This window comes from Pseudomaricurvus hydrocarbonicus (genome assembly GCF_011602365.1).
Lineage (GTDB): Bacteria > Pseudomonadota > Gammaproteobacteria > Pseudomonadales > Cellvibrionaceae > Pseudomaricurvus > Pseudomaricurvus hydrocarbonicus.
Map to the genome: position 1 here is coordinate 56,021 of NZ_JAAONZ010000018.1, position 17,905 is coordinate 73,925.

Here is a 17,905-nt window from a genome sequence, read left to right on the forward strand (position 1 = left end):
TAACGTGGGGTCTCTTTTAACGCGGGGTCTCTTTTAACAAGAATGAATGACCGCGTCAGTGCAGCACCGGCTCTGAAGGTTTTTTCTGACCAAAATCCATATAGAGAGTCAGCACCGCCATGCGCACATATTCCACAATTTCCGAAAAATCGGCTTCAGCGTCCTCGTCCTCAGCACTTTCACCAATGCTGACGATGGCCGCCAGGTCGCGCAGAGCTTCTGCCGCATCCGGGGAAAACTCCGCCTCGGGGTCAAGACCCGCACTGCCAAACCCGGACAAGAAACCATGACACCACTCTCCCAGAGCCGCCGTGCGACGCTCCAGTTCGGCATCGTCTGCGGGCAGCAGGATCTGAAAGCCGTAATTACTGTCTTCCAACTGCCCCAGAGTGGCATGGTACAGACGGGCAATGGCGGTCTGCCCCAGGCCTTGCGGGTCGCCCACGACACCCTCCTCTTCGCTGGTAATCACATCCAGAAACGTCAACGCCTCCTGCGACCACTCTTCGCCGCTCAAACGCACTCCGCCACACAACTTGCCACACAACATACCGTGCAGCTCCGACGGACTGTTGAGAGCCCCGAGGGGAACCAGCAGGTGGTTCAGTTCTTCAAACGAAATCAAAAGCTCTTGGTTACTCATAATCTATCCACATCTCATTGATACGGAATCCTATCACGAAAGCCCCGGCAGGCTAAAAACTGAGGGGGGTTACTGAGCGTCGCCCGCGCCGTCTCCGAGCGCGATGTCAGCGTCGGCCAACCAAGCCACAAAATCAGTATTTTTCTTGAAATAACAGTGCGATAGGGCATGTTTTGCAGTTCATTTCTAGAAACGTGAGTCTGGGTTGTTGACCCCTTACCAGAGGCACAATATAGTAGCTCGAATCTGATTAGTAGCTCGAAAACCGATCACAGGCCTCTAAACTTATGACAGACCAGCCACTTCTTGCGTTTGAACACAAACTCGATCAACTGATTCAGGTCTGTTCACGACTGCATGATGAAAACATTCAGCTGCAAAAAGCAGTGGCCGCGTCCAAGCTCAAAGAGTCCGACTGGCAGGTGGAACGTGCCCGTCTGATCGAAAAAAATGAACTGGCAAAAACCCGCGTAGAAGCGATGATTTCCCGGCTGAAAAGCCTCGAAGAGCAAAGCTGATGACACCGCCGGCAAACTCCAGTGTTAAGGTAGCAGGGCATTAAGCACTGCTGCAGGTTTTATGAACTACAGTGAGTTGTTGGTTTTATGAACCGTCGTTGGTTGTTGGTTTTAGGAACCCTAGTAGGTTTTTGGTAAGCCGTGGTGAAGGGCTGTAGTTGAAAGCTGTAGTTGAAAACTGTAGTTAAAGGATTGGAGCTATGAAGAGCGAAACCGTTTTCGTCAAGATTCTCGACAAGGAATACCAGGTCGCCTGCCCCGCCGGCGAGCAGGACGCTCTGCTGCAGGCCGCTCGCAACCTCGACGAAAGAATGCGCAAAATACGCAGCAGCGGCTCGGTGATTGGGCTGGAACGCATTGCGGTGATGGCAGCGCTGAACCTGAGTCACGAATTGCTGGAAACCCAAAATCAGGCCAGCGATCTGCCCTCCAGCGGTGAGGCCCTGCAACGCCTGTCGGATAAAGTTGACCAGGCGCTGGAAAAGCTCTGAGCCCCCTCCCCCTCACTTCTGCTACGCTTTGCACCCGGCAAGGTTCTCGACGCCAATCAGCCCCATACGCCTAAATCCATCAAAGTTCAATATTTAGACCCGCGCGCAACTGCGCTATAATGGACCCAACCCTGAAGTGTTGGCCAGTGGACGAGTCCTCGAGCCGATAATGTATACCCCGGGGGTAACTCGCCAGTGCCAGTGTGCATGTCCGCTTGACGGAAAGCCTGAGGCATTGCAGGGACCCCCACCTTGAACCTTACGGTTCAAGGCCAAGTCGACAGCCGCACATTCGGGGCTTCATTTTTTCGCCAGCGGAACGTTATGGAAAACCGCCAAACTCTGCGCAAAACCCTCAGAGCCCGCCGCCGGGCCTTATCCCCACGACAACAACAGCAAGCCGCCCAGCAACTGCTCCGAAAACTTAAGCAACAACCGCTATTTTTACGCAGTCAGCGCGTAGCCTTTTACTTGCCCAATGACGGAGAGATTGACCCGCGCCCATTGATCCGGGAAGCCTGGCGTCGCGGCAAGCACTGTTATCTGCCGGTACTCGCCCCGGGCTCAGACAACCACCTCTGGTTTGTGCGCCACACCCCCACCACGCCCTTGCAGAAAAACCGTTTTGGCATTCCCGAGCCCAAGGCTCTCCACCAACACCGTTTTCTGGCGCAACAATTGGATGTGGTGTTTTTGCCGCTGGTGGGGTTTGATCGCCAGGGCGGGCGCATGGGCATGGGGGGCGGATTTTACGATCGCAGCTTTGCTTTCAAACTAGCCTCCCCGAGCCACAAACCGTACCTCGTTGGGCTGGCACACCACTGTCAGCAGGTGGACCAGTTGCAGCTGGCACACTGGGACATTCCTCTCAGCGCCATTGCCACAGATCGGGAAATTATTGTCCCTGCTGCCCGCGCAATCCAACGCGACTTTTTCACCTGACCAGCAGGAACCTTAAACACCGCCGTTCACCCTACCACTGACGGAGCGCAGGCACTGATGACCTTTGAACAAGCCAGAGCTTACCTATTGAACAAGCCGCAAGCGCTGGAAGACTTTCCCTTCTACCCGGACATTCCGGTGTTTAAAGTCAAAGGCAAAATGTTCGCATCACTCAGCCGAGACCAGAGCACGGCTCGCATGAATGTAAAATGTGACCCCGAGCAGGCACTGGCACTGCGTTTCTTTTTTGACGGGGTCAAGCCCGGCTACCACATGAACAAAAAACATTGGAACACCGTGACGCTGAACAGCGACGTGCCGGATGAGGAGATCAAGCGGATGATTGACCATTCCTATGGGCTGGTGGTGAAAGGCTTAAAGAAGTGCGAGCGCACTGCGCTGGAGTTGAGCTACGGCACCGCCGTCATCTACACCGATGTCATCGGCAAGGCACCGTAACGGCTCACTGCTGCAAGCTGAACACACCTATCACCGGCAAGTGGTCCGACACATCCAGCGTATCGTGTTGACGGATGTATGCCTGGTGTAACCGCCACTGGTGACTGTAAAACAAATAATCGATGGTCCGATCAGGCGCTGAGACTCTGGGATCATTAGGGAAATGGGTGTACCAACGAGCAGCACCTTCAGCCAACAAATGTTCACTTGAGGGTATGGCCCGATAGCGCTGGTACAAGGCCGTGACAGCAGAGTCTTCGTCGTAAATATGACCGAAGTCCCGGCTGATCCTCTGCCACTGTGCCTTACCGTCGTCAGGCAATAAATTGAAATCCCCGCCAAACACCCAGGGGATATTTTTCTCGTCCAGCGACGTCAGCAGCGCCAGGCTGGTGCCCACCTGTCGGGACATCAACTCGGACCCTTCCCCCCAGGCATCAAAGTGGGTATTCAGCAAAGCCACCGGCTGGCCGGAATCTGTCGCGATCCAGGACTCCAGGATGGCACGCTGGAAATAAAAGCGCCGGGTTAACGGATCATTGTCCATCAACGGTAATTGATGCCGGCGCGCCTGCGTCATCGGATAGCGCGACAAGGTGGTCAGTTTCATGCTGACAGCCCCCATCACTTTAGGGTGTAACACCAGACCTGCCTGCCAATAATGGGCATTCGCCTGGCAAGGGTAAGCGTGATCCCCCAAGCGCTGCTGTAATGCCGCCAACTGATCCTCAAAGCCGGTTCGACGATCGTGCTCGTCGTTGATTTCCTGCAGCATGACCACATCTGGATTTTCATCACGCAGGATTTGCGCGACCCGATCCAGGGTCCACTCGGTATCCTCGCGACGGGGTCTGGTGTCCGGACCGCCTTCGACATCGTAGAAAAAAACGTAGTTTTTGCCCGCCATGTACTGCACGTTAAAGCTCAACACTTTTAACGGTTGCGAAGCGTCTGGCCAGGGGTTGACCTGGCGATCACAGGACGGCGTGACCTCGACGACCGGCGGATACCAAACCACCGACTGCCAGGCCCAGCCAATGACCAGCAGCACCGCCAACCCTATCACGGCCAGACCGTAAAACACTTTTTTCATACTGCCAGAAATCCTGCGCTTACAGACTGAACGATTGGCGATGTCATGGTTGTCGATTCAATGCCGCGATCTGAGGGCTGGAGCCCCGAAGGTGTTACAGTGCCGCCAGAATGGTTTCTGCACTGCTCTTGTCGATCTCACCGGAATCCACATTCAGCAGTTCGACCACACCGTCATTGACGATCATGGCGTAGCGCTGGCTGCGCACCGACCCCAATCCAAAACCGCTGGCATCCATGGTCAGACCCAGTGCCGTCGCCAGCTCACCGTTACCATCGGCCAGCATGGTGATGTGCTCGGCATTCTGATCTTTGCCCCAGGCTGCCATGACAAACGCATCGTTCACCGCGGTACAAATCACTTCATCAACGCCCTTGGCTTTGATCTCATCAACCTTTACCACATAACCTGGCAGGTGAGTCATGGAGCAGCCGGGTGTAAACGCGCCCGGTACCGCCATCATCACCACTTTCTTGCCGGCAAACAACTCGTCGGTGGTTACTGTTTCCGGACCTTTTTCGCCCATCACCTTCAATTCAACCGAAGGAATTTTGTCACCTACTTGAATAGTCATTATCACTCTCCTAAAAAACTGTGAATGCCGCTGCTTCAGGCATGATCGGTAAACGGCTCTTCTGATGGCGTTAAAAGCCTTGGCGTTGACACCGCCAAGACCCTTTTGGTCAGCAGGCAACGACGTTAATCCAAACCCTGCTATAGCGCAAGCTCACAGCTGCTTTGCGTTTAAAAGCACAATTTTCACGGATTGTGCAAATAACCGCTGCATAAGCCAAACGGGATAACTATACTCGCGCCATTGTCCCCGCGGGTTAATAAGGATACACCATGCGCACTTCACTGCTTCTTATCTTCATCACAACGGCACTCCCTGCCTTTGCAGATGCACCGCAGGATTGCCGTACCCTCGGCGAAGACACCGCCCGCCTGGCCTGCTATGACGAGCTGTTCGGCACTCCCGAGAGCCTGATCACAGAAACCGGAGTGGCGCCCACTGCAGAGCCAGAAACCGCCACTGCGGCGCCGGACACCCAACAGGTTTCCGAAATGAAGATTCGCCTGAACAGCGAAGAGCAGCTGGCCGACAACCGCTTCGTCATCACTCCCCATCGCCAAACCTACATTTTGCCGTACACCTATCTGCAGGACCCAAACACCAAGCCTTATCAAAACATTGCCGCCGCGCTGGAAGATCAGGGGTTGGATAACGAAGAAATCAAATTTCAAATCAGCTTCAAAATTCCGTTGTACGATGACTTTCTGGTGAAGGGCTCCACCCTGTGGGCGGGCTATACCCAGGTCTCTTTGTGGCAGGCCTACAATGACGATGCCTCCGCTCCGTTTCGGGAGACCAATTACGAACCGGAAATTTTCTGGTCCCTTCCCGTAGAAGCCAACGTCTTTGGCGCCACACTGGAAGAGGTCTCTCTCGGGGTTGGCCACCAGTCCAATGGCCGCTCCAGCGACTTGTCCCGCAGCTGGAACCGCGCGTTCGCCAGCTTTGTGCTGGCCAGACACCGCTGGGCTTTCGGCCTTAAAACCTGGTATCGAATTCCTGAAGACGAAACGCAGGACGACAATCCGGACATCGAGAAGTATCTGGGTTACGCGGACTTTATCGGCACCTACAAATGGGGTGACAATGTGTTCTCTGCGCAAATCCGCAACAACTTTCGCAGCAAGGACAATCACACCTCCACCACGCTCAGCCTGAGCATCCCCTTTCCCGGCCGGATTAACGGTTACATCGAATACGTGGATGGGTATGGCGAAACGCTGATTGATTACAACCATCGCAACCAGCGCATCGGCATTGGGTTTATTTTGAACGATTGGTTTTAAGGGCGAGTAGCGAGTAGCCACCCCAGGGTGCCCTCTCTTGCTGCGCAATTCACCTTGGAGTAGCGAGTATATGACCAAGACCGAGGCGTTGATTCAACAACTGCAGCTTGAAGCCCACGTGGAGGGCGGCTTTTTTCGCCGCACCTATGAGTCCGGCGAGCGGCCGTTACTGGACACCGCCTACGGGCCGCGCTTGCGCCTGACATCGATTCTCTACCTGCTCACCCGCACTGCGCCTATCGGTCGCTGGCACCTCAACCGCTCCGACATCCTGCACTTTTACCATTTGGGCGAGCCCATCCGTTATTACCTGATTGATGACTGTGGCCAGCTCAGCACTCACACCCTGGGGCCTGACCCGTCACAGGGGCATCAGCTGCAACTGGTCGTCCCCGGCGGGGTCTGGAAGGCGTCGCACCTGCCGCACGGTGATTACGGCCTGATCAGCGAAGCCGTTTGCCCGGGGTTTGAATTTGACGACATGAGCCTCGGAGCGCGCGCGCAATTACTGCACCGGTTTCCTCAGCACGCCGCCCTGATTGAGCAGTTCACGCCCTAATCTCTGCTCATGCCATAGCCCCCGCTGCTGCCCTAAGCTCTGTTCACTCACGTCTGATTACCTCTGCATTTAAGCGCTTGGCAAAACTTCCCCTGTCGCTATATACTGTTTTTTTATACAGTAACCGTATTTTGAACGATCGGTTTTCACTGCCGTTTAAACCCGTCACTACTTCAGAGGCTTGCGCCATGAACATTGCTGAACTTGCCCCCGCGGTCATTCATTCACAAATCACCCTGCCCCTGTATTTGCACAGCAGCAGTGCCGGTTTTGAAAGCCCGGTTGAAGATGACGATCCCGGCATTGACCTCAATCAACACCTGATTCGCCGTCCGGCCAGTACGTTTTATGCCCGGGCCCGGGGTGAGTCGATGCGCGATAAAGGCATTTTCGACGGAGACCTGTTGATTGTGGACCGCAGCCTGCACCCCGCCCACGGCGACCTGGTGGTCGCGGCCCTGGATGGTGAGCTGCTGTGCCGGGTACTGGATCTGCGCAACAGCCAGTTGCTGTCCGCGGACGAAGAATCACCGGCGCTGTCGCTCTCCGACAGTGCCGACCTGCGCATCGAAGGGGTGGTCGTGAGTGCGATTAAGGAGTTTCGGTAAGTATGCTATGTTATGTTATTGACATGACACACTCAGCTCAACGTGAGCAGGCTACCGCAGGGATTCGGCCATGCAGGAAGACAAACAAAAGATCGCTCTCTTTATCGACGCTGACAATGCCCCGGCCAGCAAATTTGAAGACGTGCTCAGTGAGCTGGCCACCTACGGTGTCGTTACCATCCGCAAGGCCTATGGCAACTGGACCTCGTCCCACCTGAAATCCTGGATGGAGCTGCTGCACGAATACGCCATCCAGCCGATTCAACAATTTGACCTCACCAAAGGCAAGAACGCCTCCGACATTGCCCTGGTCATCGATGCCATGGACGTGATGTACACCAAAAACATTGATGTCATGTGCTTTGTCTCTTCCGATTGCGATTTTACGCCCATGGTGACCCGGGCTCTGGCGGAAGGCAAAGTGGTGATTGGGTTTGGCGAGCGCAAAACGCCCTCACCGTTCGTCAACGCCTGCTCCAAGTTTTTGTATCTGGACAAAGAGACCAAAAGCAGCGGCGACACAGACCTCAAACCGAAGAACATCAAATCCGACACCAAATTGATCAACTTGTTACGGCAGGCCATTGAAGCCACCGAGGACGACGATGGCTGGGCCTCGCTGGGGCCGGTGGGTTCCTACATTTCCAACAAAACCTCGTTCGACAGCCGCAACTACGGCTACCGGAATTTAAGCAGCCTGTTCAAAGCGATTGATTTATTTGACGTCAAAAAAGGCTCGGACAAGTCTTACCTGGTCAAAAACAAACGCCGAAAATAAATAAGGCATTGTCGCGCCCAAATCTAAACTGCAATGCCCAAACCTAAAGTACAGCGCCCAAACCTAAAGTACAGCGCCTGAGTGGCAGAGCCGTTTATCCACGGGCTCCACGGGTGCTATCTTTGCGGTGCCTCTGCCCGTAGTCTCTGGGCGAAAGGCCGTATTGCTGATGAAAACGCCGGGTAAAGTGGCTGGGGTTTACATAGCCCACCTCATAACACACCGAGGTAATGCTTTGACCGCTGGCGATCAGCTCGCGGGCGCGCTCGAGCCGGCGCTGATGAATATATTCCTTTGGCCCGACGTCCATGACCTGGCGGAACTGCTGATATAACTTGCTGCGGGACATACAGGCAATCCGGCACAACTGATCAATATCAATGCCTTCGGACAGGTGGGTATCGATGTAATGCACCGCATGCGTCAGCCCGGTCAGGGTGGGGTCCTGGCGGGCGCAACGTTGCAAAAACTCCCGCCCCTGCTGTCGCAGCATGCGGGTCAGCAACTCCGTCACGCCCAGATCCAGCACCAGATCGCGGTCGTCGTCATTGCCCAGGAAGCTGCCCACAATCCGTACCAGCAATTGCTGGGTGGCTTCCGTGTGCAGTAAATGCAGCGCCTGCTGCGCCTGAGGCCGCCACTCGCCCAACTCCCTGGGACGGGGTCGCTGGTCGTTGAGGCGGTCACAGACTTCCCGCAGCCGACTGCGGCTGATCCCCAACGCCAGGCAGCTGGTGGGGGCCTCAAAACTTGCCTCCGGAAAGTCGATCTCAATGGTTTCGCCCGGGGCCATGACAAAAGACTCATGCGGCAGAAACGGCGCGTTAAAGTGATTGCGGCCATGCAGCACTTTCTTGCCGCTGATCATGCCGCAATACAGCAGCTCCTCGGCATCCAGCCGCACCCGCTCAGCCACCGCAAAGGTGTCATAAATGGACAATTCCGCACTGTGGCTTTCGTACACGGTGCGGTTCTCCACCAATTGCCGGGGACCGGAGGCACTGGCGTGGCGGCGGCGATTAAACGCGGCCTGGTGATGCAATCCTTCAGACACCATAAGCACTCCGTAACCTCTTGTTTTAATTATATTTCGACGGTTTTCATTATTTTTCGGCCGTTTTCACTTTCCAGATTACCGAACCTCAGGCTCTCAGTGCAGGCGGGTTGACGTCCCTCGAGGCGCCTCGCCCTCACGGGCTAATCTTACCGACTAAACTTAACTACGCAACGGACAAACAGCACAGTGTTGCGGACGCTCGAGCAAGGGCCCCACCCCAATACTGTATATGCTGACACTGAATCACCTCGTCACGACTGACGAACCGGTTGTAAACGCTGTATTCAGAACATCGCTTTGGCCCAGAGTAAACCAATAATAGGAGACGCCAAATGATCTACGCAAACCCCGGACAGGCAGGCTCAGTCCTCACCTTTAAACAACAGTATCAAAACTACATCGGCGGCGACTGGGTCGCCCCGGCCAATGGCCGCTACCTGGACAACATCAGCCCGATTAATGGCAGTGTTTTCTGCCAGGTGCCCCGCTCCGACAGTGCCGATATCGAGCTGGCGCTGGATGCGGCTCATGCCGCCAAAGACGCCTGGGGGAAAACCCCGGTCGCCGAGCGCTCCAATGTATTACTGCGCATCGCCGATCGCATCGAACAAAACCTGGAAATGCTGGCCGTCGCCGAAACCTGGGACAACGGCAAGGCGGTGCGTGAAACCCTGGCGGCCGACATTCCGCTGGCGGTAGACCACTTCCGTTACTTTGCCGGCTGTCTGCGGGCGCAGGAAGGCACCATGGCCGAAATTGATGAAACCACCGTGGCCTATCACATTCACGAACCGCTGGGCGTGGTCGGGCAGATCATTCCCTGGAACTTCCCCATTCTGATGGCCGCCTGGAAACTGGGGCCGGCTTTGGCCGCCGGTAACTGCGTCATCCTCAAACCCGCCGAACAGACACCCGCCTCCATTTTGGTGCTGATGGAACTGATCCACGACCTGCTGCCGCCGGGTGTCATCAATATTGTCAACGGCCTCGGCGAAGAAGCCGGCCAGGCGCTGGCCAGCAGCAAACGGATTGCCAAAATTGCCTTTACCGGTTCCACCCCGGTGGGCCAGCACATCCTCAAGTGTGCCGCGGATTCGCTGATCCCCAGCACCGTCGAACTGGGCGGCAAGTCCCCGAACATCTATTTCTCCGATGTGATGCAGCACGAGGACGATTATCTGAGTAAATGCGTGGAAGGCATGACGCTGGCGTTTTTCAACCAGGGTGAAGTCTGTACCTGTCCCTCCCGCGCTCTGGTGCAGGAAGACATCTTCGACGACCTGATGGCGATGGTACTTGAGCGCTCGCAAGCCATTGTGCGCGGCAATCCGCTCGATACCGACACTCAGGTGGGCGCCCAGGCGTCGGCCGAACAATTTGAGCGCATTATGGATTACATCGCCATCGGTAAACAGGAAGGCGCGAAGGTGCTGCTCGGCGGCGAAGCGGAACATCTCGCAAATGACCTGGCCAATGGCTATTACGTCCAGCCCACGGTGTTGCAAGGCACCAACGACATGCGGGTGTTTCAGGAGGAGATTTTTGGCCCGGTCATCGGTGTGACCACCTTCAAAGACGAAGCCCAAGCCCTGGCCATTGCCAACGATACCGAATTTGGTCTCGGCGCCGGCTTGTGGACCCGCGACATGAACCGCGCCTACCGCATGGGCCGCAGCATTCAGGCGGGCCGGGTGTGGACCAACTGCTATCACGCCTACCCCGCCCACGCGGCCTTCGGCGGCTACAAGAAATCCGGAATCGGCCGCGAAACGCACCATAAGGCGCTGGAGCACTATCAACAGACCAAGAATTTACTGGTCAGTTACAGCACCAGTCCTCTGGGGTTCTTTTAAAACCGCAACACAGCAGCTCGCCACAGCGCGAGCCCTTGCCAACACACGGCCATTGGGCGGGGCAGTTCGAAGCGATCTGCCCCGCCCAATGGCCTTCTGCCTTCAAACCCGTCTCCGCCAATGGCACACAAATCATTGACAAATATCAATCTATATCAAAATATTTTGATATAGATTGGATCCCCTGCTAGACTGCTGCGCATGTCTCAGCTGTTATCCACGGTACACGATGCCGAAGCCCCCATCACCAGCGATCTGGCCGCCACTTTCAAGGCCGCCGGCGATCCGTTGCGACTGGAGATATTGCGTTTATTGGCACGAGATTCTTTTGGAGTCATGGAGCTGAGCCGCATTTTTGGCATCAAGCAATCTGGCATGAGCCACCACCTGAAGGTGCTGGCCAATGCGGGTCTGGTAGCCACGCGCCGCGAGGGCAACTCCATTTTCTACCGGCGCGCCCTACCCGGCGCAGAATCGCCCTACCGCCAGTTGCTGGCCAGCCTGTTTCAGACCCTGGACCAGACCCCGCTGGCGACGGAATATCACCACCAACTGCGGGACATCCAGCGCGAGCGGGCCGCTGCGTCGCAGGCATTTTTCAGTGACAACGCCAGCAAATTTCGGGCTCAACAAGACCTGATAGCGGCCCACCCGGTCTACGCCGAAGCCGTCACCGAGATGCTCAGCAACACCCACTTATCCCGCCATCAGGTCGCCCTGGAAGTGGGCCCGGGGGAAGGCGAATTTCTGTCGGTACTGGCGCCGCGCTTCGAACAGGTCATTGCGCTGGACAATTCGGCGTCCATGCTCGAGAAAGCCCGCGCTTTCGCCGACCAGCAACAGCTGAGCAATGTGACGTTTATCCACGGCGATACGGAAGCGGCCGTGCAGCAACGGCTAAAGGCGGATTGTGTGGTCATCAATATGGTACTGCACCACGTACCCTCGCCGGCGCACCTGTTTGACGACATCAGTCAGCTGCTCAATGAAAACGGCTGCCTGTTGGTCGCCGACCTGTGCCATCACGATCAGCAGTGGGCGCGTGAAGCCTGTGGGGATGTCTGGCTGGGATTTGAGCCAGACGATTTTTCCAGCTGGGCCCATCACGCCGGCCTGACGGAAGGACAAAGCCAATACATCGCCTTGCGCAATGGATTTCAAATTCAAGTACGACAATTTTTCAGACCGCAGGCGCGGTCACTTAATAAGTAGGAGCACGACAACTTATGTCTGAGTATTCCGTTTTTACCTCCGAATCCGTTTCGGAAGGTCACCCCGATAAAATGGCGGATCAGATTTCTGATGCCGTTCTGGATGCCATCATTGCCCGCGACAAGTACGCTCGTGTCGCGGTCGAAACCCTGGTAAAAACCGGTATGGCCATTGTCGCCGGCGAGTTAACCACCTCCTGCTATGTGGATCTGGAAGACATCATCCGCGATGTCATCACCGGCATTGGCTACAACAGCTCGGAGGTCGGTTACGACGGCGCTACCTGTGCCGTGCTGAACGCCATCGGCAAACAGTCGGTGGACATCAACCAGGGCGTCGACCGCGCACGCCCGGAAGATCAGGGCGCCGGTGACCAGGGACTGATGTTTGGCTACGCCACCAACGAAACCGAATCCTTGATGCCAGCGCCTGTGTTTTACGCTCACCGTCTGGTGGAGCGGCAGGCGGAACTGCGTAAAGACGGTATCTTGCCGTGGTTGCGCCCGGACGCGAAAAGCCAGGTCACCATGCGCTACGAAGATGGCAAGCCCGTGGCGATCGATGCCGTGGTTCTGTCCACGCAGCACAACCCCGACGTGTCCCAGGAAGACATCCGCATCGCGGTGCTGGAAAACATCATCAAGCATGTTCTGCCGGCCGAGTTACTGCACGAAGAAACCCAATACCACATCAACCCCACCGGCAAGTTTGTCATCGGTGGTCCGGTGGGTGATGCGGGCCTGACCGGTCGCAAAATCATCGTCGACACCTACGGCGGCATGGCCCGTCACGGTGGCGGCGCTTTCTCCGGCAAGGATCCCTCCAAGGTTGACCGCTCGGCCGCCTACGCCGGTCGCTATGTGGCGAAAAACGTGGTGGCCGCCGGTTTGGCCGATCGCTGTGAAGTGCAGGTGTCCTACGCCATTGGCGTGGCCGAGCCCACGTCGATCTCCATCAACACCTTTGGAACCGGTAAAGTCAGTGACGCAAAGTTGATCGAAGCCATCCGCAACACCTTCGACCTGCGCCCCTACGCCATTACCACCATGCTCGACCTGCTGCACCCGATGTACCAGCTGACGGCCGCCTATGGCCACTTCGGTCGCGAGCCGTTTGAGCACACCTACACCTGGACCGAGAACGGCGAGCAGAAATCTGAAACCTTCACCGCCTTTACCTGGGAAAAAACCGACAAAATAGAAGCCCTGCAGGCCGCGCTGGCTTAGTGCGCTGCTTTTTAGCCCACGGGCGTCACGTCCAGTGAACACCGGGGATTGCTAAGCACACACAGTGACGCGGTGCCGGGCACAGCGCTTTTTGGCCACGCCACGTGACTGACTGCATGAATTTTGAAGTACACCGTTTGACTTGCTCCGTTGCAACGACATGGTTTCAACGACATGTTTGCAACGACGCAATTTGAACGACACAGCTACTGACTAACACAGTACTGACTAACACTGTCAGCCGGTCTCGTACATCACAACAGTAACGGACCGGCACCAAGAGGATTGAATATGACCAGCTTTACCGATTCCAGTTTTTCCGACTACAAAGTTGCCGACATTACCCTGGCCGATTGGGGCCGCAAAGAAATTGACATTGCCGAAGGCGAAATGCCGGCACTGATGGCCCTGCGCCGCAAATACAAAGAAGCCCAACCACTGGCCGGTGCCAAAATCATGGGCTGTATTCACATGACCATTCAAACCGCTGTGTTGATCGAAACGCTGGTGGATTTGGGGGCTGATGTTCGCTGGTCATCCTGTAATATCTTCTCCACCCAGGATCACGCCGCTGCGGCCATCGCTGCGGCTGGCATTCCCGTGTTCGCCTGGAAAGGTGAAACCGAAGAAGAATTCCTGTGGTGTATTGAGCAAACCATTTTGTCGAGCAAAGACGGCAGCGCAGTCTGGGATGCCAACATGATCCTGGACGACGGTGGCGACCTGACCGAAATGGTTCACTCCAAATACCCGGGATTGCTGAAAGACATCCACGGCATTTCTGAAGAAACCACCACCGGCGTGCACCGTCTGCAGGAAATGCTCGACAAGAATGAATTGAAAGTGCCGGCCATCAACGTCAACGATGCCGTCACCAAATCCAAAAACGACAACAAGTATGGCTGCCGCCACTCCCTCAACGATGCCATTAAACGCGGCACCGATCACCTGATGGCCGGTAAGAAAGCCCTGGTTATTGGCTACGGCGATGTCGGCAAGGGCTCAGCCGCCTCTCTGCGTCAGGAAGGCATGATCGTTAAAGTCACCGAGATTGATCCGATCTGTGCCATGCAGGCGTGTATGGACGGCTTTGAAGTGGTCTCTCCCTACAACAACGGCATCAACACCGGCGAAGTGGCGGACATCAATACCGCCGTACTCGGCACCACCGATTTGGTGGTCACCACCACCGGCAACATCAATGTGTGTGACGCGGCGATGCTGCAAACGCTGAAGAATGGTGCCGTGGTGTGTAACATCGGTCACTTCGATAATGAAATTGATACAGCGTTCATGCGCGCCAACTACGAGTGGGATGAAGTCAAACCCCAGGTGCACAAAATCTACCGCGATAAAGCCAGCAACGATCACCTGATCCTGTTGTCCGAAGGTCGCCTGGTCAATCTGGGTAACGCCACCGGCCACCCATCGCGCATCATGGACGGCTCTTTTGCCAATCAGGTACTGGCGCAAATCTATCTGTACGAGCGTAAATTTGCCAATCTGATGGAAGAAGAAAAATCCGCTGAGGTGTACGTAAAAGTGCTGCCGAAAAAGCTGGATGAAGAAGTGGCCAAAGACATGGTGGAAGGTTTTGGCGGTGTGATTACCCGCATGACCGAAGACCAAGCCAATTACATCCACGTCGATGTCAATGGCCCCTACAAGCCCGAGAGCTACAAGTACTGATTCAAGGGTGACAAACTCACTAGCGGTTAGCCATGATCCACAATAGCGACTAACCGCTATCACCCCTGACGATTGACCCTAGGTTAGACGTGCCAAACGCTATGCGCGTGGTACAGACACAGAGCAAAAATCATGAGCAATAATGACAACCTGCGTCTCAGCTTTGAGTTCTTCCCGCCGAAAAGCGACGAAGGCCGCAGCAAACTGCTGAAGGTACGCGACCAGTTGAACACACTGAATCCGGAATTTTTTTCGGTGACCTACGGTGCTGGCGGATCAACCCGCGACAACACCAAGGGGATTATTAAAACCTTTAAGCAAGATGGTGTTTCGGTTGCCCCCCATTTGTCTTTTGGTGGCGATGACGAAACCACGATGAAAGCCCTGCTGCAGGAATACAAGGACGCCGGGGTTGATCGTATTGTGGCCCTGCGGGGCGACATGCCTTCCGGTATGGGCGGTGCCTTTCAAATGGTATACGCCAACCAGCTGGTGGCCTTTATCCGCAAACACTTTGGCGATGACTTCCACCTGGAAGTGGCGGCTTACCCGGAGATTCACCCGGAAGCCACCAGCTACGACGACGACATCCGCTATCTGAAAGGTAAGTTTGATGCCGGAGCTGACAGCGCCTTAACGCAATATTTCTACAGCCCCGACGCCTACTTTTACTTTCTGGATCAGTGCGAAAAAGCCGGCATCAGTAATCCGATTTACCCCGGCATTATGCCGATCCTAAACTACAAAAACCTGATTCGTTTCAGCGACGGCTGTGGCGCAGACATTCCCCGCTGGTTGCGCAAACGTCTGGAGAGTTTCGGTGACGATACCGCCAGCGTACAGGCTTTCGGCCTGGATCTGGTGACAGAATTGTGTGAAACCCTGCTGGAAAACGGCGCACCGGGCTTGCATTTTTATACCATGAACCAGGTGGAACCCACCGCGGCGATTGTGAAAAATCTGGGTCTCAACGACTAGACACTCGGCCGACAAGAACCACACCGACCAGAATACGAAAGCCAGGCACTATGCGCATACCCCGGATCTACACTGAGCAACCGCTGCAGGCGAATACCGACATTGAGCTGGAGGAAAGCGCTTCCCGCCATGTGGGTAAAGTCCTGCGCATGCAAGCGGGCCGCGAGCTGGTGCTGTTCAACGGACAAGGCGGCGAGTATGCCGCCACCATCAGTGACGTCGGGAAAAAAGCGGTGCGCGTTACCATCACCCGCTTTGACCCGGTCGAACGTGAATCACCGCTCAACATCCACCTGGCCATCGGCGTGTCCCGCGGTGAGCGCATGGACTGGGTACTGCAAAAAGCCACCGAGCTCGGGGTCACGACAATCACCCCGCTGTTTACCGAACGCACGGAAGTCAAATTGACCGGTCCGCGGCTGGAGAAAAAACAGCAGCACTGGCAGCAGATTCTGATCTCGGCCTGCGAGCAATGTCAGCGCAATACGCTGCCGGCACTGAACAGCGCCCAGCGCTTTGACGATTGGTTACCGAGCGTCCAGGAAAGCCGGCGTTTTGTCCTCCACCATCGCACCGACGTGTCGCTGGCAGACAGCGCAGCACCGTCCTCCGTGGCCCTGGTGATCGGGCCGGAAGGCGGACTGTCCAGCGCTGAAATCAACCGCGCCCTGCAGCATGAGTTTCACCCCCTGACGCTTGGTCCCCGCGTCTTTCGCACCGAAACCGCACCGCTCGCGGCCATCAGTGTGCTGCAATACCTGTGGGGCGATTTAAGTTAACGTTGTTCTGGATTGACCTATTCGGTCAGTCTTCTGGCACATTTCATCAATGTGCTTCCCCCCTCAACTTGTTACATTGACGGGCACGTTGAAAGCCATCGTCCAGCGATCATTCACACCCCGTGACCACAGCCGATAGCCAATCGATCCGGAACACCAAATCAGAAGGGACACGTCATGTCGGTCATGCAAACGTATCAGCATAAAGATTTAACCGGCCTGCGAGTGGGGCGCTTCAATCTCGGCATCAACACGTCGTTTATTGTTTACCGTTTACAAGACACTGTCATCGATACCGGGCCAACCAATCAATGGCAATACGTAAAACCGTTCATCGAAGCAGAGCCCTTCGAGCAATTGCTGCTAACCCATCACCACGAAGATCACAGCGGTAATGCCGGAGCTATCCACCGCTTGACCGATGTGCAACCCATGGCACCGACACTCACCATTGAGATTCTCAAGCGCGGCTACAAGATCCCCCCGATGCAAAAAGTCATCTGGGGTAACTGCGGTCTGGCCGACGCTCAACCGCTGCCTGACGACATCCGCATAGGGGGTGAAGCCACCAGTGCGCTGTTTACGCCCGGGCACGCCAAGGACATGACCTGCTATCTGATGCGCGATCGTGGCTGGCTGTTCAGCGCCGACCTGTACATCGCCAGCCGCCTGAAACTGTTGCGCAGCGATGAAGACGTCGGCACGCTGCTCGACAGCATTCGCTTTACCCTCGGCCACGATTTTGACACCATCGTCTGTCCACACCGGGGGGTGGTGGAAAACGGTCAGTCCAAATTACGGGAGAAATACGACAACCTGATGCTCCTGTCCACCGAGGCACAGAGCCTGCGAGACCAGGGCCTGCCGCTGACCGAAATCAGCCGCCGACTGCTCGGCAAAGAAGGCGCGATCGGTATTCTCACCCGCTACAATTTCAGCAAACGCAATTTGATTGCCTCGTGCTTGCAGGTCGATCTGTCCAGCCACCGCCAGTAACCCACCTCGGCGCTCGTTGCGCTGGGGAAGTTTCCTGTTCGTCTTCAGAAATACGTTATTAAAAAGACTCTTTATAGTACTGTTTTTAATAATGCAGTATTCGCCAGCACGATATTCCCCCCCCCCCTCACTCGAGCAACACCCGGCTCGCATTGCGTTCGGCG

19 protein-coding genes and 1 other RNA gene are annotated in these 17,905 nt (G+C 55.8%); 16 read left to right on the plus strand and 4 right to left on the minus strand.

The genetic code is table 11. The features are described 5' to 3' along the window. Positions 1–55: 55 nt before the first annotated feature. Positions 56–643 carry a UPF0149 family protein gene (locus G8770_RS18835; RefSeq protein WP_167190595.1) on the minus strand — a complete coding sequence of 196 codons (588 nt, stop codon included), beginning with the start codon at positions 641–643 and terminating at the stop codon, positions 56–58. A gap of 287 nt (positions 644–930) precedes the next feature. On the opposite strand from G8770_RS18835, the gene G8770_RS18840 reads away from it, so the two are divergent. The 5 genes from G8770_RS18840 to G8770_RS18860 all read left to right on the plus strand — a co-directional run bounded on the left by G8770_RS18840 (position 931) and on the right by G8770_RS18860 (position 3,053). Then, positions 931–1,161, plus strand: coding sequence for a TIGR02449 family protein (locus G8770_RS18840; RefSeq protein ID WP_167190598.1), 231 nt, complete (start codon positions 931–933; stop codon positions 1,159–1,161). Between the two features lie 200 nt (positions 1,162–1,361). Continuing rightward, positions 1,362–1,652, plus strand: a complete 291-nt coding sequence (locus G8770_RS18845) for a cell division protein ZapA (protein ID WP_167190601.1) — start codon at positions 1,362–1,364, stop codon at positions 1,650–1,652. A gap of 125 nt (positions 1,653–1,777) precedes the next feature. Beyond that, a non-coding RNA gene (ssrS, locus tag G8770_RS18850) (6S RNA) lies at positions 1,778–1,955 on the plus strand. A gap of 21 nt (positions 1,956–1,976) precedes the next feature. Further along, positions 1,977–2,594 (plus strand): 5-formyltetrahydrofolate cyclo-ligase, encoded by a 618-nt coding sequence (locus G8770_RS18855; RefSeq protein ID WP_167190604.1) that lies wholly within the window; start codon positions 1,977–1,979, stop codon positions 2,592–2,594. A 57-nt stretch (positions 2,595–2,651) separates the two neighbouring features. Beyond that, the gene (locus G8770_RS18860) at positions 2,652–3,053 is read left to right on the plus strand and encodes an MmcQ/YjbR family DNA-binding protein (protein ID WP_167190607.1); all 402 of its coding nucleotides are present in this window, start codon (positions 2,652–2,654) and stop codon (positions 3,051–3,053) included. Positions 3,054–3,057: 4 nt separating this feature from the next. Here G8770_RS18860 and G8770_RS18865 read toward each other — a convergent pair whose 3' ends face one another. Continuing rightward, positions 3,058–4,146 carry an endonuclease/exonuclease/phosphatase family protein gene (locus G8770_RS18865; RefSeq protein WP_167190610.1) on the minus strand — a complete coding sequence of 363 codons (1,089 nt, stop codon included), beginning with the start codon at positions 4,144–4,146 and terminating at the stop codon, positions 3,058–3,060. A gap of 94 nt (positions 4,147–4,240) precedes the next feature. Then, a complete protein-coding gene (locus tag G8770_RS18870; protein ID WP_167190613.1) occupies positions 4,241–4,720 on the minus strand; it encodes a peroxiredoxin in 480 nt (159 codons plus the stop codon). A 272-nt stretch (positions 4,721–4,992) separates the two neighbouring features. Between G8770_RS18870 and G8770_RS18875 the strand changes: the two genes are divergently transcribed. The 4 genes from G8770_RS18875 (at position 4,993) to G8770_RS18890 (ending at position 7,951) form a co-directional block, all read left to right on the plus strand. Next, entirely contained in the window at positions 4,993–6,006 is a 1,014-nt protein-coding gene (locus tag G8770_RS18875) for a phospholipase A (RefSeq protein WP_167190616.1), read from the plus strand. Positions 6,007–6,076: 70 nt separating this feature from the next. Continuing rightward, the gene (locus G8770_RS18880) at positions 6,077–6,565 is read left to right on the plus strand and encodes a cupin domain-containing protein (protein ID WP_167190619.1); all 489 of its coding nucleotides are present in this window, start codon (positions 6,077–6,079) and stop codon (positions 6,563–6,565) included. A 188-nt stretch (positions 6,566–6,753) separates the two neighbouring features. Then, positions 6,754–7,173 (plus strand): LexA family protein, encoded by a 420-nt coding sequence (locus G8770_RS18885; RefSeq protein ID WP_167190622.1) that lies wholly within the window; start codon positions 6,754–6,756, stop codon positions 7,171–7,173. 70 nt (positions 7,174–7,243) lie between these two features. Beyond that, entirely contained in the window at positions 7,244–7,951 is a 708-nt protein-coding gene (locus G8770_RS18890) for an NYN domain-containing protein (protein ID WP_167190624.1), read from the plus strand. Positions 7,952–8,045: 94 nt separating this feature from the next. On the opposite strand, the gene G8770_RS18895 is transcribed toward G8770_RS18890, so the two are convergent. Further along, complete coding sequence (locus tag G8770_RS18895) at positions 8,046–9,008, minus strand: AraC family transcriptional regulator (protein WP_167190627.1); 963 nt, start codon at positions 9,006–9,008, stop codon at positions 8,046–8,048. A gap of 332 nt (positions 9,009–9,340) precedes the next feature. Here G8770_RS18895 and exaC point away from each other — a divergent pair, with 332 nt between their 5' ends. The 7 genes from exaC (at position 9,341) to G8770_RS18930 (ending at position 17,741) form a co-directional block, all read left to right on the plus strand. After that, on the plus strand, positions 9,341–10,861 hold the full coding sequence (gene exaC, locus G8770_RS18900; RefSeq protein ID WP_167190630.1) for an acetaldehyde dehydrogenase ExaC: 1,521 nt from the start codon (positions 9,341–9,343) through the stop codon (positions 10,859–10,861). A 201-nt stretch (positions 10,862–11,062) separates the two neighbouring features. Then, on the plus strand, positions 11,063–12,073 hold the full coding sequence (locus G8770_RS18905) for a metalloregulator ArsR/SmtB family transcription factor (RefSeq protein WP_167190633.1): 1,011 nt from the start codon (positions 11,063–11,065) through the stop codon (positions 12,071–12,073). Positions 12,074–12,087: 14 nt separating this feature from the next. Continuing rightward, positions 12,088–13,299 (plus strand): methionine adenosyltransferase, encoded by a 1,212-nt coding sequence (gene metK, locus G8770_RS18910; RefSeq protein ID WP_167190638.1) that lies wholly within the window; start codon positions 12,088–12,090, stop codon positions 13,297–13,299. Between the two features lie 291 nt (positions 13,300–13,590). After that, positions 13,591–14,988 carry an adenosylhomocysteinase gene (ahcY, locus tag G8770_RS18915; protein WP_167190640.1) on the plus strand — a complete coding sequence of 466 codons (1,398 nt, stop codon included), beginning with the start codon at positions 13,591–13,593 and terminating at the stop codon, positions 14,986–14,988. Positions 14,989–15,120: 132 nt separating this feature from the next. Then, positions 15,121–15,966, plus strand: a complete 846-nt coding sequence (gene metF, locus G8770_RS18920; protein ID WP_167190643.1) for a methylenetetrahydrofolate reductase [NAD(P)H] — start codon at positions 15,121–15,123, stop codon at positions 15,964–15,966. 50 nt (positions 15,967–16,016) lie between these two features. Next, positions 16,017–16,745, plus strand: a complete 729-nt coding sequence (locus G8770_RS18925) for a 16S rRNA (uracil(1498)-N(3))-methyltransferase (protein ID WP_167190645.1) — start codon at positions 16,017–16,019, stop codon at positions 16,743–16,745. A gap of 177 nt (positions 16,746–16,922) precedes the next feature. Further along, on the plus strand, positions 16,923–17,741 hold the full coding sequence (locus G8770_RS18930; RefSeq protein WP_167190648.1) for an MBL fold metallo-hydrolase: 819 nt from the start codon (positions 16,923–16,925) through the stop codon (positions 17,739–17,741). The last annotated feature ends 164 nt before the right edge of the window (positions 17,742–17,905 follow it).

Excerpts from the sequence above, each read along its gene's own strand:
- G8770_RS18835 (WP_167190595.1), bottom strand. The coding sequence starts at position 643 with ATGAGTAACCAAGAGCTTTTGATTTCGTTTGAAGAACTGAACCACCTG.
- G8770_RS18840 (WP_167190598.1), top strand. The coding sequence starts at position 931 with ATGACAGACCAGCCACTTCTTGCGTTTGAACACAAACTCGATCAACTG.
- G8770_RS18845 (WP_167190601.1), top strand. The coding sequence starts at position 1,362 with ATGAAGAGCGAAACCGTTTTCGTCAAGATTCTCGACAAGGAATACCAG.
- G8770_RS18855 (WP_167190604.1), top strand. The coding sequence starts at position 1,977 with ATGGAAAACCGCCAAACTCTGCGCAAAACCCTCAGAGCCCGCCGCCGG.
- G8770_RS18860 (WP_167190607.1), top strand. The coding sequence starts at position 2,652 with ATGACCTTTGAACAAGCCAGAGCTTACCTATTGAACAAGCCGCAAGCG.
- G8770_RS18865 (WP_167190610.1), bottom strand. The coding sequence starts at position 4,146 with ATGAAAAAAGTGTTTTACGGTCTGGCCGTGATAGGGTTGGCGGTGCTG.
- G8770_RS18870 (WP_167190613.1), bottom strand. The coding sequence starts at position 4,720 with ATGACTATTCAAGTAGGTGACAAAATTCCTTCGGTTGAATTGAAGGTG.
- G8770_RS18875 (WP_167190616.1), top strand. The coding sequence starts at position 4,993 with ATGCGCACTTCACTGCTTCTTATCTTCATCACAACGGCACTCCCTGCC.
- G8770_RS18880 (WP_167190619.1), top strand. The coding sequence starts at position 6,077 with ATGACCAAGACCGAGGCGTTGATTCAACAACTGCAGCTTGAAGCCCAC.
- G8770_RS18885 (WP_167190622.1), top strand. The coding sequence starts at position 6,754 with ATGAACATTGCTGAACTTGCCCCCGCGGTCATTCATTCACAAATCACC.
- G8770_RS18890 (WP_167190624.1), top strand. The coding sequence starts at position 7,244 with ATGCAGGAAGACAAACAAAAGATCGCTCTCTTTATCGACGCTGACAAT.
- G8770_RS18895 (WP_167190627.1), bottom strand. The coding sequence starts at position 9,008 with ATGGTGTCTGAAGGATTGCATCACCAGGCCGCGTTTAATCGCCGCCGC.
- exaC (WP_167190630.1), top strand. The coding sequence starts at position 9,341 with ATGATCTACGCAAACCCCGGACAGGCAGGCTCAGTCCTCACCTTTAAA.
- G8770_RS18905 (WP_167190633.1), top strand. The coding sequence starts at position 11,063 with ATGTCTCAGCTGTTATCCACGGTACACGATGCCGAAGCCCCCATCACC.
- metK (WP_167190638.1), top strand. The coding sequence starts at position 12,088 with ATGTCTGAGTATTCCGTTTTTACCTCCGAATCCGTTTCGGAAGGTCAC.
- ahcY (WP_167190640.1), top strand. The coding sequence starts at position 13,591 with ATGACCAGCTTTACCGATTCCAGTTTTTCCGACTACAAAGTTGCCGAC.
- metF (WP_167190643.1), top strand. The coding sequence starts at position 15,121 with ATGAGCAATAATGACAACCTGCGTCTCAGCTTTGAGTTCTTCCCGCCG.
- G8770_RS18925 (WP_167190645.1), top strand. The coding sequence starts at position 16,017 with ATGCGCATACCCCGGATCTACACTGAGCAACCGCTGCAGGCGAATACC.
- G8770_RS18930 (WP_167190648.1), top strand. The coding sequence starts at position 16,923 with ATGTCGGTCATGCAAACGTATCAGCATAAAGATTTAACCGGCCTGCGA.